The organism is Pradoshia sp. D12 (assembly GCF_008935075.1).
GTDB lineage: Bacteria > Bacillota > Bacilli > Bacillales > Pradoshiaceae > Pradoshia.
The window spans coordinates 2,279,742-2,293,045 of the sequence record NZ_CP044545.1; the positions used below are offsets into that span (position 1 = coordinate 2,279,742).

The 13,304-nt window shown below is 35.1% G+C and carries 15 protein-coding genes; 2 read left to right on the plus strand and 13 right to left on the minus strand.

Annotated elements, in window-relative coordinates; all coding sequences use genetic code 11:
- Positions 1-146: 146 nt before the first annotated feature.
- From deoD to F7984_RS10880, 7 genes are all read right to left on the minus strand, one after another.
- Positions 147-851, minus strand: a complete 705-nt coding sequence (deoD, locus tag F7984_RS10850) for a purine-nucleoside phosphorylase (protein WP_066107105.1) — start codon at positions 849-851, stop codon at positions 147-149.
- A gap of 102 nt (positions 852-953) precedes the next feature.
- Complete coding sequence (locus F7984_RS10855; protein ID WP_066107108.1) at positions 954-1,274, minus strand: YodL domain-containing protein; 321 nt, start codon at positions 1,272-1,274, stop codon at positions 954-956.
- Positions 1,275-1,499: 225 nt separating this feature from the next.
- Positions 1,500-2,198 (minus strand): hypothetical protein, encoded by a 699-nt coding sequence (locus F7984_RS10860; RefSeq protein WP_066107111.1) that lies wholly within the window; start codon positions 2,196-2,198, stop codon positions 1,500-1,502.
- 386 nt (positions 2,199-2,584) lie between these two features.
- Positions 2,585-4,339, minus strand: a complete 1,755-nt coding sequence (locus F7984_RS10865; protein WP_066107114.1) for an ATP-binding protein — start codon at positions 4,337-4,339, stop codon at positions 2,585-2,587.
- 102 nt (positions 4,340-4,441) lie between these two features.
- Positions 4,442-4,666 carry a YozE family protein gene (locus tag F7984_RS10870; protein ID WP_077248138.1) on the minus strand — a complete coding sequence of 75 codons (225 nt, stop codon included), beginning with the start codon at positions 4,664-4,666 and terminating at the stop codon, positions 4,442-4,444.
- Positions 4,667-4,986: 320 nt separating this feature from the next.
- Positions 4,987-6,450, minus strand: a complete 1,464-nt coding sequence (locus tag F7984_RS10875) for an NAD(P)/FAD-dependent oxidoreductase (protein WP_066107115.1) — start codon at positions 6,448-6,450, stop codon at positions 4,987-4,989.
- 209 nt (positions 6,451-6,659) lie between these two features.
- Positions 6,660-6,821 (minus strand): YjcZ family sporulation protein, encoded by a 162-nt coding sequence (locus tag F7984_RS10880; protein WP_066107118.1) that lies wholly within the window; start codon positions 6,819-6,821, stop codon positions 6,660-6,662.
- A 148-nt stretch (positions 6,822-6,969) separates the two neighbouring features.
- On the opposite strand from F7984_RS10880, the gene F7984_RS10885 reads away from it, so the two are divergent.
- The gene (locus tag F7984_RS10885; protein WP_139891805.1) at positions 6,970-8,070 is read left to right on the plus strand and encodes an SGNH/GDSL hydrolase family protein; all 1,101 of its coding nucleotides are present in this window, start codon (positions 6,970-6,972) and stop codon (positions 8,068-8,070) included.
- Positions 8,071-8,188: 118 nt separating this feature from the next.
- Here F7984_RS10885 and F7984_RS10890 read toward each other — a convergent pair whose 3' ends face one another.
- The 3 genes from F7984_RS10890 to msrA form a co-directional block, all read right to left on the minus strand.
- Entirely contained in the window at positions 8,189-8,965 is a 777-nt protein-coding gene (locus tag F7984_RS10890; protein ID WP_140461571.1) for a DUF7683 domain-containing protein, read from the minus strand.
- Between the two features lie 316 nt (positions 8,966-9,281).
- A complete protein-coding gene (msrB, locus tag F7984_RS10895; RefSeq protein WP_066107820.1) occupies positions 9,282-9,671 on the minus strand; it encodes a peptide-methionine (R)-S-oxide reductase MsrB in 390 nt (129 codons plus the stop codon).
- A 35-nt stretch (positions 9,672-9,706) separates the two neighbouring features.
- Entirely contained in the window at positions 9,707-10,231 is a 525-nt protein-coding gene (msrA, locus tag F7984_RS10900) for a peptide-methionine (S)-S-oxide reductase MsrA (protein ID WP_373925470.1), read from the minus strand.
- Between the two features lie 166 nt (positions 10,232-10,397).
- Between msrA and F7984_RS10905 the strand changes: the two genes are divergently transcribed.
- A complete protein-coding gene (locus F7984_RS10905; protein ID WP_139891803.1) occupies positions 10,398-11,135 on the plus strand; it encodes a DUF4397 domain-containing protein in 738 nt (245 codons plus the stop codon).
- Positions 11,136-11,188: 53 nt separating this feature from the next.
- Here F7984_RS10905 and F7984_RS10910 read toward each other — a convergent pair whose 3' ends face one another.
- From F7984_RS10910 to F7984_RS10920, 3 genes are all read right to left on the minus strand, one after another.
- Positions 11,189-11,785 carry a YpmS family protein gene (locus F7984_RS10910; RefSeq protein ID WP_066107139.1) on the minus strand — a complete coding sequence of 199 codons (597 nt, stop codon included), beginning with the start codon at positions 11,783-11,785 and terminating at the stop codon, positions 11,189-11,191.
- Positions 11,760-12,623 (minus strand): SGNH/GDSL hydrolase family protein, encoded by an 864-nt coding sequence (locus tag F7984_RS10915; RefSeq protein ID WP_139891802.1) that lies wholly within the window; start codon positions 12,621-12,623, stop codon positions 11,760-11,762. Before F7984_RS10915 ends, F7984_RS10910 begins: the two co-directional genes overlap by 26 nt.
- Positions 12,624-12,717: 94 nt before the next feature.
- Complete coding sequence (locus F7984_RS10920; protein ID WP_225983581.1) at positions 12,718-13,302, minus strand: SCO family protein; 585 nt, start codon at positions 13,300-13,302, stop codon at positions 12,718-12,720.
- Between the last annotated feature and the right edge of the window lie 2 nt (positions 13,303-13,304).

The window sequence follows — 13,304 nt, forward strand, 5'->3', positions numbered from 1 at the left end:
AAGTATAGCTGAAATGTTCCCGATCTGCTTGATTTTTTCAAAAAATCTAAGTTGATAATTCAATATCAAAATTCAAATAATACATCAATAGTACAATTATAAAAAAAAGCTCTGGTTTTCACCAGAGCTTTCTTGTTTTTATAATATTAAGATTCAATAGCAGTATTTAAAGCAACTTCGATCATGTCATTAAATGTCGTTTGTCTCTCTTCAGCTGTCGTTTCTTCACCTGTAAGGATATGGTCACTGACAGTAAGAATGGATAATGCTTGTCTGCCATATTTAGCAGCTAAAGTGTATAACGCAGTGGTTTCCATCTCAATGGCTAGGATACCATATTGTGCCCATTTTTCATGGTCTGCTTTATCATTATAAAATTGATCTGCAGTAAATACATTACCAACTTTTAATTGAAGTCCTTTTTCCACACCTGTGTCATATGCTTTTTTTAATAAACCAAAATCAGCTGTAGGTGCAAAGTCGATTCCATCAAAAAGTAATTTATTCATATTGGAATCCGTTGATGATGTCATGGCTAAAATAACATCTCTCACTTTTACATCTTTTTGAATCGCACCGCATGTACCAACACGAATTAATTTTTGTACACCATAGCTTTGCATTAATTCATTTACATAAATAGAGATGGACGGAACTCCCATACCTGTCCCTTGAACAGACACTTTTTTCCCTTTATAAGTACCAGTATAACCAAACATGTTTCTAACTTCATTATAACAAACAGGATTTTCCAAAAATGTTTCAGCTATATATTTTGCTCTCAATGGATCTCCCGGCAATAGCACAGCTTCTGCGATTTCGTTTTCTTTAGCGCCTATATGTATACTCATGTTTGAATATTTCCTCCTTTATGTAAAGACAAAAATGTCTATATTCAACTATAACTATACCATAGGCTTTTTAAAAAGATAAAGTTACCGATAATTCAGATTTTAACAAACGTGAATTCGGTTCACTACAGCCCAACCGCCAGATTGAAGCTGGTAATAACTCTTTTTCTCGTACTTATCCCCGATCATAATGATATCACCACTTGATATGGTTCTTCCCTTATAATTCTCAGGTATTAAATCTCTTATATTAAACTTTCTAAACAATTTATTAATGACTTCCGTATGACTTTCTCCATCTATGTAGCCTTGATATACCTGTTTATATCCTTTCTTATCCCGAGGGTGTTCTGTTTGAAAAATGGCGATTTCATATTCTCTTCTTCGCAAAGCCGACCACTTTAAAATTCTTTGTTTAAGCATAATTTCCCTCCTAATACGTTTGTTATTTAAATTTACCCTTCCTATAACAAATTCCTGCAATGAAAAACTTCTAGTTTTGTCGAATCCTAAATTTATGAGTTTTGGCCTAGTCTTTTCTTATAAAGTATGCTGTTAAATGCTTACACCCCTGTGGTTAGAGAACAATTTACAATCTGCATATATTTGTTGAATCAAAAAACAGACCAGGAGAAGTCTGTTTTTTGTTTAGTGAGGCTCTTTTTTCTCTCTTGTTGTTTGATCGGCCACTAATTTTTCTAGTTTTTTTATAGCAGTTTTCATCACTTTCCCATAGGTTTCATCACCAAACATGTCACGTAAAATTCGATAATCATTATAAATATCGAGAAGATGATTAATTTTCTCTTGATGATCAGACTCCTGGTTACCATTTTTATTTAAATGTGCGAGCGGTGAGGGCTCTGTTAGTTTCTTATACTGATTTGATTTCAATTTTTGATTAAGAGCATGTTTCTTCAAAAATTGTTCTGCATCTTTCGCATCTGCAAGAAAAATCAAATCATCCTCATTGCATTCTAGCCATTCATTGTCTGTAATTCTAGATAATTCATAAATAATATCTTCCCACGATTCTTCTTTATATCTCCAAATTTCAGTTCGAAACCCAATGACTTTAAAGATTTCCTTTCCATACCCTTTCACTTGCACTAAATCTCCAAAAAAATACTTGTAATCAATATTTACATGTTCTGCTTCAAATAAAAGCCCTTCAAAATCCTCAACAAGCATTAAGGATGATTCCGTAAATACTCCATCAGCACCTTGGACCTCATATACATAGGTTTGATTAAATTCCTGAACAGACTTCACTTTACCCACGATTCCGTTCACAAGTATGACTACTGAATTACCAATTGCAAACTTCGGTTTATTACGCTTGCCCATTGCTGCCACCCCTCGCAGTTCGGGTAGAATTTTTATCAGTATATGCAGCTCTTTAATTGAGGGGAAGCCTATTATTTAAACTCTTTTAGCCATCTTCCCGAAAAAACAAGACTTGATTCAGTAAAAGGATTAAATTGGGGAAAGATTTATATTTTTGACTTTGGCTTAATTCACCGATTTAGACTGGATTTGTGACAGAGTTGGCTGCTTTCTTCCTGTCCCCTACTGTATTTACAGTAAATCAATTGTTACCCATTCTATGACTGTCGGAAAAAGACATAGTTTTTAATTTCAACTAATACAATCTTTTTCGTAAAAAAGAAAAGCAATCCACTTATTCAAGTAAATATGAATAAGCAGATTGCCAAGAAATTTTCATGCGATAGTTAAGTAGAAATATCTTCATCGGAAGGAATGGTTAGAATAACGCTCGTTCCTTCTCCTTCTACGCTTGTTACTTCAAATGTACCTTTTAACTCTTCCATGATTTTCATGCTCGTTGCCAGTCCTAATCCGGTACCATTTTCTTTAGTCGTAAAGAATGGGGTACCAAGCTTGGATAACGTTTCTGCTGGAATACCCGGTCCATTATCCTTAATGATTAATTTCATTTTATTCTCAAAACAATCTGTTAAAATGCTGATCGTTCCGCCATCTTTCATAGCATCTCGAGAATTTTGGATTATATTTAAAATTACTTGATAAAGACGATTTCGATCTGTATAAATGATTCCTTCATGATGAATATCTTTTAATATTGTTATATTATTTTTATTTAACTCCGCTCTTTGCAGTAAAATAATTTCTTCAATCAACTCAGTAACTGAATATTTTTTCAAGATTAATTGATATGGTTTTGATAGATTCAATAATTCGCCGACTATTCTATTCATACGGTTTAATTCTTCTATAATGATATCAATATAATTTTTAAATATTTTTTCATCATAGGGATGATCTCTTAATAGTTGGAAAAGCCCCCGAATCGTCGTAATAGGATTTCTGATTTCATGGGCTACTCCGGCCGCTAATTGGCCAACATATTTAAGCTTCTCCGTTCTGAGAATCTCCTTTTCCCGTTGTTCCAAGGTTTCTATCATGGAAATAAAGGCCCTATTAAGTACATTTAGCTCATGATATGTACTTTCAATTTGGTTATATTTTTTTCCGTTCGTATATCTCTCCACACCTTCTGCCATCCTGACAACAGGCTTAACTACTGTTTTAGATATATAATAGACAAATAGTAAAATACCAATCAGCAGTATTAACCCTATCATTAGATAACGATCAATTAATTGCAGCAATGGAGCATATACAACTTTTTTACTAGCTTCGGTAACCACATACCACTGCTCCTGGGCATCAGTTCTTTCCTTGATTGGTTTCACAGCAAATAACTGCTTGCCATCTTTGGATTGAATTAATTCATTTTGCTTATCAGAGGCAATCAAATCATCTAGTGAAAGATTATTTTCCTCCAGAAAGTTTGTTTTCATAATATTATCTTCATTTTGCTCTGATACAATCCAGCCCTCGTGATTAATCATAAACGCTGTATAAGGAAATTTTTCACGCTCAAGTGTTAAATTAGACTCTATCGTTTTCCACAGATAAAATAAATTAACTGTTGGAGCAAATACTCCATTTATTTCATTATCATTCGTATAAATTGGTGTGCTAATCAAAAAAAATGGCTTTTCACGATCTAATTTATACACTTTAGACAAATACTGAATGCCTGCACTTGATTTTTCGAAGGATTTACTATTTATAAAATAAGGAGTGATATCATTATACTCCTCCGAGGGAATTACATCCCCGTCCTTATTAACATAGATATATCCAGAGTAAATCGGCTTTGATTCAACATATTCCTTCAAAAAATTCAATGAATGCGTTTTATTGTCACTTTCTATATCGGAATGCCGACTTAAATAAACTAGATCACTGATTCTCTCATCTATAAAGCGATCTGTTGTATCTGCCGCATGGTAAGCGGCCGTTCGCAATGTCATTCTAACTTGATTTTCAATTAACGATCGCTGGGTCGAATACGAAATAATCCCAAGGCATAGTAAAGGAACCGTTGAAATAATAAGAGAATAACTTAACAAACGGGTTTGTAATCGAACTGGCATAGGAACACCTGTTTCTTTCTGTTAAATTCAATTGCTAAAAAGCTAAGAATCCTACTAAAAATTTAATAAAGCTTTGATATGGTTAATCTGATTTTCTACAAACTATAACTCACCAATATGCTGAAGGTAAAGATTCCAGGCATCGTCAAATAGGCTCATGTCCAATATATAGTCAACATTCATTTCTAGATACAGACTTATTTCATGATAATCAGACGAATTCTTAGGAAAACCGGGATCATGAAAAACATTTTCAGCAAACATGGACATCTCACTTTTCTCCAGGGCATGCCTATATGTGTTTAAAAATCGATAAAAAGATTTCACTTGCTTTCGCTCCACTCATTTAACATTAATTATGCATTATACATATTACCTAAAAAAACTACATAATGCTATTATTTACCTTGTTGATTTGGGGTACTTCACGCGAATAATGATACGAATTACCTTCATTTATATAATAATTTTGTTAATCAACAATGACACCAAATCTTTTTGGTACTATGTATATTGCGGATAATTCTTCTTTCTATTCTGTAACAAGTATACATGAATACAATACATTTCCATATATTATAAAACAATTAAATGTTGCAGAATAACATTAATTCACAAAAAAACCTCGGAATAATCCGAGGTTTTCATTATACTAAAACCGGTTCTACTTTTACTTCCTGAACTTTACGGATAATATCACGCGCTACCCAGACCCCACAGGCACTTGCCTGCGCTAATCCCCTTGTAATACCGCCTCCGTCTCCACCTACATATAAATTTAATATGTCTGACTGAAAGTGCTCATCTAAATTTGGTCTTGCTGAGTAGAATTTTGCCTCTACTCCATAAAACAATGTGTGCTCAGATGCTAATCCTGGCGTTACTTTATTTAATGCTTCGGTCATTTCTATTAAACTTTTCATTGTATTGTAGGGTAAAACCAAGCCTAAATCTCCTGGAACTGCTTCTTTCAAAGTAGGCTCGATAAAACCTTCTTTTATTCTCTTAACAGTAGATCGTCTTCCTTTTAAAATATCGCCGTACTTTTGAATAATTAAACCGCCATTTGAAAGGGCATTTGCCAGTTTTGATATCTCATGGGCATATTCTGTAGGCTTATCAAACGGCTCAGAAAATTTATGGGATACCAGTAATGCAAAGTTTGTATTATCACTGCCAAGTTCAGGATCTTTATAAGCATGACCATTCGCCAGCATAATTCCAGAATGATTTTCAACTACAACATGCCCGGAAGGATTGGAGCAGAATGTGCGAACCTGCGTACCAACAGAGGTATTGTAGATAAATTTACCTTCATATAAATGTTTATTGATTTCTTCCATTACCACATTGGATGTTTCAACCCTCACACCAATGTCAACCTGGTTACTCGTCATTTTAAATTTACGTTTTTTAAGAATCTCTGTTAACCATTTGGAACCGTCTCTCCCCGGTGCGACCACGACATAATCAGAATATAGCTTTTCTCCATCTTTAAGAACAATTCCTTTGGCTACATATTGGTTATCCTGCTTTTCAGTTAATACATCTTCTACTTCTGCCTTAAAAACCATATCTATTCTGTCTTTTAAATATTCATAAATACTTTTTAAAATTTCAAGATTCTGTTCCGTTCCTAAATGACGTACATAAGCTCGCAATAGCTTTAACCCTGCTGCATAGCCTGACTTCTCAATTCGGCGCACTTCTTCACTCATTGGATTCGTAAGCGTATCAGTAGCACCATGCTTTATGTTAATTGCATCTACATATTTTATCAGTTCCACAACTTGATTTTTTGATAAATAATCTGTCATCCACCCGCCAAATTCGCTTGTAATATTAAATTTCCCGTCAGAATACGCACCAGCTCCACCAAATCCGTTCGTAATGGAACAAGCAGGCAAACAACCCGCAAAGCTCTTTCGATTAGTAGGTGGCGGACATTTAACTATTCTCTTCTGTAATATTGGGCAGTTCCGTCTATATATATCATGACCTTTATCAATTAAAAGAACCTTCGCTTCCGGTAATTTTAGAGTAAATTCGTAGGCAGCAAATATTCCGGCAGGACCGGCACCCACGATAATTACATCATAATTCGTTTTCATATGAGGATCTCCTCCATTTATAGGTCTGCTCCGCACTAAAAATCATACCAAAGCGAACATGAACCGTCAACAGAAAATACGAACATTATTTTTGTAAATTATATTTTTGTTCGTCTTTAAAGTGTTTATATGTAGTTTTTATCCAAACATAAGATGTTTTTTTACCAATCCATTAAAAAAGGACGGATAACCGTCCTTTTTCCCTTTAATCAGCAAGGGCTGCAGAAAGAAGCACCGATAATAATAAGGAGGATAAATAACACAACAATCAATGCGAATCCGGAACCAAAACCGCCTCCGTGTCCGTAACCTCCACCGTAACCATATCCACCGCAACCGCTGAAACATCCATCTTGACCACCGTAATACATTTGTTTCACTCCTTTAGAAGTTCATCATTACATTTTTACTATATGTGTTATTCGCCCTTTAGGTATGTGCATTCGCCTAATTTGATTGCCTTTTTTATGTAAATATTGTAACATTATTGTAACATCAGACTAGATTATAGAAAGAAAAATGGGGGTTAATCGTATTTTCAAACGCAAGCAAGGGTTATTACTTGTTGTGATGGTTGCCACAGGTTTATTGTTTTTTTTCAGTTTTAATGTATTTTACAGCAAAAGCCAAACACAAGGCTTAATGGATAAATTAGAGAATGGACAAAAAATTCGCTATTTAGTATTAGGTGACAGTATTGGTCGCGGATCGGGAGCAGAAAAGCCTGAACTTACTTGGTTCTCCCAATTAGAAAACATGATTCATGAGAAATATGGAAGCAAAATGAACGGACAATATATTGTTCAAAGCGGTGCCACTTCATTTGAAGGCATCTATAAATTGCAAGAAACAAAGGTTTCCCCATACACAGATTTAATCTTCATTGTTTTTGGTGAAAATGACAGGAAATACATGCTGAAAGACGATTTTGCCGAATTGTATGAGAATCTAATCAGGCACGCTAAAATCAGTGCACCACAAGCAAACGTAATAACTGTGATTGAGAGCAGCTTGCCGGATGAGGGGTTTGCCCAAACAATCAAGGATATCAGCCAGCATTATGGAGCTGTCCCAGTAGATATGCGACCAGTCTTTAAACAGTCGCCATTATCGATTTCTGAATTAACAAAGGACTCCGTTCATCCAAATGGAAAAGGGTACTCTTTATATGCGAATGAAATCTTTAACACCCTTAGTACATTGGATCACGCACAAAAATCAGTGACTCTGCCTAAAGCCAAATATATTCAAAACGAGTATCAATTAAAAATGAATGGTCGATACAATTATAATAACGGGTTTACGAAACATAATGGATTTCTCCATTCAAATAAAGAAAAGAGTCAATTAATCTATCAATTTAATGGACCAATTGTTGGCGCCGTTTTATTTCGCGGTCCAGATGGTGGTACGGCGAATATTTATATAGATGATCAATTTCATAGTACCATCAGTACTTGGTGGCCCTTTCAAAAAGAAAGATATATTTATCTGGCCAATAACCTCGGGGAAGGTACACATGAACTAAAGATTGTTCCTACCGGACTTCAAAGTAAATACAATTCAACGAACGAATCTTATATTAGGATTTCTGGGATACTTGAAAAGGATAAAGATTAATAAGGAACTACTGTTTGTTACGGTTTCTCTTTTTGAATTTAGAATCTCAATTCATTTTCCACTAGAAAAAATAACACGTAACAGCAAAAGAGGAAGCGAATATGCTTCCTCTTTTCAATTACTTTTCACCGCAAAAGCAATACTCATATTTACAAAAATTCATCCTGTGCTTCAAAAATGTTTGAAAAAATCCCATTTGTTCTTTTTCTATTTTAAAGTAGCCTGTAACTGGATGCTCTGCTGATAGGTTGAAAATCCTGCGATAGTCATCTAATGGAATAGATACTAGTTCCTCTTCACCAATAACGATCTTATCTTCATCACTAATTTCGTTCCATTGAATCATCCTAGTTGTTTCTTCCTCAGAGAAAAAATATGGCGACGTACATTGTTCAACAAACAGTCCATTACTTTCAGCAAATTGAATAGCGGATTGACAATTTACATTAGACCCAATATACATATAGTAATCATAGCCAAAGTGTATGAAGAATTGATCTTTACTATAGAGCTTACACCATATAAAATTTCGCAAAATCATTTTGCAAATCAAACGCAATTCATTTTTGTTTACCAACAGGTCTTCTTTGAGAACCAGCTTTTCAAATTCCTGTTCGTATAAAGGTGATGTAAGGTCTTCTTCAGAAATCTTCTTATCCAATTGCAAAATTCTTAGTGAATCAATATTACTTTCCTCCATGAATTTAATCATGGAATTTATATAAGCTGTCTCAACCTGAAGATATTCATGAAAAGTGAATTCCTTCCCATTAATAAATTCCCCTATTTCAGAAGGACAAGTCCATTCCTCCGCTATGGTATAGTACCCATTTTCATCCCTAAAATCAGGATTAAACTTTGTGACACACCACTGAAAATCTATTTGTTTAACCACCCTGCCCCTCCTCCATTCTCCGTAAGTAAAGTATATCATTTACATTAAATTTCATATTGAAATTCCAAATTGCAGGAGTTTTCTTTTTAACATCTCGTGTTTTGCAAGGGAATTTAAGGCTATAAAAGCTCTTAAAATGAAACGAGAACCCGTTAGGTATATGATGTAAAAATATATCATAAAGAAAAAATAACAAATTCACATTTTCCAAAACCCATTTGCTCTATTACGAATACGGATTACATAACAAAAAGGATAATCACCCAAGCAGGCAACGGTGTCCTCACTTAGAGAGATTATCCTTTACAATTTAATATCAGCTGAACAACTTTACATATCGCCCGTATCCTTCTTTTTCCAATTCTTCTTTTGGTATAAACTTTAGTGCAGCAGAATTAATGCAGTATCTTATCCCTGCAGGACCCGGACCGTCGGGGAATACATGACCTAAATGAGAATCCGCTTCATTACTCCGGACTTCTACGCGACGCATGCCGTGTGAATAGTCGTCCTTTTCGATTACTTCAGACTCATCAATAGGTTTTGTGAAACTTGGCCAACCACACCCCGCGTCATATTTATCCTTTGAACTGAAGAGTGGCTTTCCCGAAACGATATCCACATAGATCCCTTCTTGTTGGTTGTCCCAGTATTCATTTCGAAAAGGCGGTTCTGTACCACTTCGCTGGGTTACGTCATATTGCATAGGTGTTAGTTCTTTTAGACGATCAGAATAATTGGTCAATTATTTTCACCCCAATGCTCTTTAATAAACCCAGAACGCCCTGAACCTACTTGATAGGATTCATAATGATCTTTATTCTTCTTATAGAAATGCTGATGGTACTCCTCAGCTGGATAAAAGGTTTTGGCAGGAAGAATCGGTGTTACAATTTCCTTTGTAAATCTACCGCTGTTACCCAACTCTTTTTTGGATTGCTCCGCAATTTCCTTTTGTTCCTCGGTTGTATAGAAAATGGCTGTCTTATAGGAGTCTCCTCGATCACAAAATTGTCCGCCTGCATCTGTTGGGTCAATTTGCTGCCAGAATAACTCCACAATTGATTTATATTTTATAATAGCGGGATCAAATGTAATTTCTACTGCTTCTACATGTCCAGTACTACCTGAACAAACTTCCTCGTAAGTAGGATTTTCTTTATGTCCGCCTGTATAGCCTGAAATAACACTTTTTACTCCTGGAAATGTGTCAAAGGGTTTTACCATGCACCAAAAACACCCACCGGCAAATATTGCTTTTTCCATCATCCTACCCCCTTTTGAGTTTATATTTATAAACGTATAGATATTCTACCCTTTTATTGTTAATTAAGAAAATGGTTTGCTTAAGACTTTTCTCATATAAAGACACATGCCTAAGCTCTCTTGCATATAGCTAGAATATAATTTGGAAGTGCAAGGAGTGAGACCAATGTCCTCTATGAATGGACAAAGCTATTATCAGAAGGCAAAGGAATACGATTTACTCTCCCAGTATTACAAATATACAAATCCTGATTTGTATATTAAGTATTACTACAGACATCTGCATTATATGGATCAGTTACTTCATCAAGGGGCAGGAAATGAGCGGACTACGCTTGGTAAGATAAGGTTTTTCCATGCCCTTCCATCTGTAAAAAGCATAGATTTATATATAAATGGAACACGGATTTTCAAGAACGTCCCATCTAAATCTGTTAGTCATTATTTATCACTGCCTGAGGGGAAATATGAATTTGACCTTTATCCGAGCGGCCAATCACATTCCGCTTTGTTAAGCAGAAAAGTAGACATTAAAGAAGGAACCCCTTATACCATTATTGCTGCAGCGAATCAAAATGGATATTCTCTCTTTTCAATCGAGGATAATCTTACTCTTCCGACCAGGGAGACAAAGTTAAACTGTTTAAATCTAAATCCTGATTCGGCTGGTATCGATATCGCTGTAACAGGTGGAGATACCATATTTTCTAATTTAGCCTATAAAAAGCCCAGCTCTTATCTTGGATTGACTCCGATGACAGTAGAATTTTTAGTGAAATGTTCAAAATCGAAAGAAATGATTCTTGATCCTTTTTCCGTCACCCTCCATCCCGACCAAATATACACAATGCTTATTTTAAGCTCGGGAAACGAACATAAAGACCCGGAAATTGTGTTTATTTAAAAAATGAGAGGAATTGCATCCATGGACTCATGGTACAATTCCTCTTTTTACAATTATTCTACCGGAACTAACAAACTTAACTTAATTTCATCATTTTTGAGATCAAAAGACTTTGCTTTAACTGTGATTCCACTCTTAAGATCCATTTGGCTTAATGCCAAATATATGTTTTTTTCTTTAGGTCGTATCATAACCCATTCAGGTGTATCATATTTTTCGTTAATGTAATTCAATACAAATGTTGCCGGCAAGCTCATACCGCCAATTTGAATAGCTTCATGCTTTAAAAGTAAATCCCCATTTTCGAGTGTAACTGGTTCAAATAACACCTTGATTTCGACATTTCTGCCAAACGCGGATAATGTTCCGTACAATTCAAGACTTTCCTTTAAAAGCACCTCATATTTAATTGGACTATCTGAGCTTTCTTCCTCAATATAATAATTAATAATCCGATTAAGGTCTTCCTTATTGGATGTAAACGGTATCTCCACTTTTTCATCGTTAGTGGCTAGTTTATTTAATGATTCTTCATCCTTTATCGGACGAGTCGTCCAATAAATCAGGATACAGGCTGCAATTAGGTTGATTGCCAATAGCCCCAAAAAAAGTCCTTTCCACTTGTTATCTATTTTGAAGATTCTCCTCATTCTTCTCCCCCTCTTGTACCATCCTCATCGTATTTATGTTTTTAACAGTACTCTCTTTCATTTTCTCATATATACGTGAAGCAATAATCTCATAGCCCCTGTCATTCGGATGAAAATAATCCTCTTTGTATAAAAGATTTTCATTTGATTTTGAGAATGCATCATCAATTCGGATGAAAAAAGCATTTGGATCCTCAGAAACTATTCCCTCACTGACGCTATTCCAATCATCCATGATAATATCCAGTTCCTGAAATGCAGATATCCATTTCCCGAAAGGGTTATACAAGCCAACAAAATAAATTTCTGCTTCTTTATTATATTGTCTAATTATACTAAAGATTTCTTTCAGTCGCTCTTCATATTGAATAGCCTCCAGATTAAAATCCTTCATGGTTAAATTTGTAAATTGTTCTTTTACAACTCTCATGATATCGTTTCCGCCAATCGTAATGATAATGGCATCAGAAGTTTTTATATCCGATATTAATTGCGGTGTTTTCAGCCGTCTTAAAAGATCTGCAGTTCGATTGCCGCGTATACCGTGATTGGTAAATTCCGCTTCTCTTATCCCCTTATTTTGTTCTAAATAGGAGACTAAATATGGAATATATCCCCCTTGATCACTGCTATCCCCAACACCCTGGGTCAAGGAATCCCCCAGTGAAACTACCTTCACATCGGCAGGAAAGAAATCATTCGGAATTTCCCGTTTTAATGCTTTTGTTATAGAGGAGGCTGAATGCTCTTCCACTTGCTTTCCAAAAAAATATTGATAAGGACTGCATCCTGAAAGCATAAATATCATAATCACAGTTATCAAGGTTTTCCAAAACATAGCTGTCACCTGCCTAAAGATTACTCATTATTATATTCATTATAGTTACAATAAATATCCTTATGATATAAAAAAAGACAGGTTTCCCCTGCCCCTAATTTGACTGTAGTATTTTTATATGTTTAATAATATCCTCGAATGGAATACCTTCAACACCAGAATATTGCTGAACAACTGTGCCCTCTTGATCGACCAATGAAAAGCTCGTTCCATGAATTACCTGGTCCCCTTCTGCAGGCTTCTGCACCAATACTTTAAAGCTATCCTTCGCCAGGCTTTCAATCGTTTCTTGGTCATACCCTGTTAAGAAGCTCCAATTATCGAAATTCGCCTGAAAGCTTTCCCCGTATTTTTTCAAAATAGAAGGATTGTCTACTTCCGGATCGATACTAAAGGAAACAAAATGTACATCTTCAAGACCTTCTTCAGTAATCATATTTTGAAGCTTTTTCATATTGGAAGTCATCGGCAAACATACTGTATTGCAATTTGTAAAGATAAAATCAGCAATCCATACTTTTCCTTCTAAATCACCTTTTGATACTTTTTGTTCATTTTGGTCCGTAAAGGTAAAATCCTCCACCTTCCAATTTACCGCATTGGGTATTTCTTGTTGAGAGCAACCATTAACAACTAAAATCAGAAAAAATACCATTGCTATTTTGCCAAAATAGTTCATGA

What these genes read in the sequence shown, in the direction of transcription:
- deoD (WP_066107105.1), bottom strand. Translation starts at nt 851, where the DNA reads ATGAGTATACATATAGGCGCTAAAGAAAACGAAATCGCAGAAGCTGTG.
- F7984_RS10855 (WP_066107108.1), bottom strand. Translation starts at nt 1,274, where the DNA reads ATGCTTAAACAAAGAATTTTAAAGTGGTCGGCTTTGCGAAGAAGAGAA.
- F7984_RS10860 (WP_066107111.1), bottom strand. Translation starts at nt 2,198, where the DNA reads ATGGGCAAGCGTAATAAACCGAAGTTTGCAATTGGTAATTCAGTAGTC.
- F7984_RS10865 (WP_066107114.1), bottom strand. Translation starts at nt 4,339, where the DNA reads ATGCCAGTTCGATTACAAACCCGTTTGTTAAGTTATTCTCTTATTATT.
- F7984_RS10875 (WP_066107115.1), bottom strand. Translation starts at nt 6,450, where the DNA reads ATGAAAACGAATTATGATGTAATTATCGTGGGTGCCGGTCCTGCCGGA.
- F7984_RS10880 (WP_066107118.1), bottom strand. Translation starts at nt 6,821, where the DNA reads ATGTATTACGGTGGTCAAGATGGATGTTTCAGCGGTTGCGGTGGATAT.
- F7984_RS10885 (WP_139891805.1), top strand. Translation starts at nt 6,970, where the DNA reads ATGGGGGTTAATCGTATTTTCAAACGCAAGCAAGGGTTATTACTTGTT.
- msrB (WP_066107820.1), bottom strand. Translation starts at nt 9,671, where the DNA reads ATGCAATATGACGTAACCCAGCGAAGTGGTACAGAACCGCCTTTTCGA.
- msrA (WP_373925470.1), bottom strand. Translation starts at nt 10,231, where the DNA reads ATGGAAAAAGCAATATTTGCCGGTGGGTGTTTTTGGTGCATGGTAAAA.
- F7984_RS10905 (WP_139891803.1), top strand. Translation starts at nt 10,398, where the DNA reads ATGTCCTCTATGAATGGACAAAGCTATTATCAGAAGGCAAAGGAATAC.
- F7984_RS10910 (WP_066107139.1), bottom strand. Translation starts at nt 11,785, where the DNA reads ATGAGGAGAATCTTCAAAATAGATAACAAGTGGAAAGGACTTTTTTTG.
- F7984_RS10915 (WP_139891802.1), bottom strand. Translation starts at nt 12,623, where the DNA reads ATGTTTTGGAAAACCTTGATAACTGTGATTATGATATTTATGCTTTCA.
- F7984_RS10920 (WP_225983581.1), bottom strand. Translation starts at nt 13,302, where the DNA reads ATGAACTATTTTGGCAAAATAGCAATGGTATTTTTTCTGATTTTAGTT.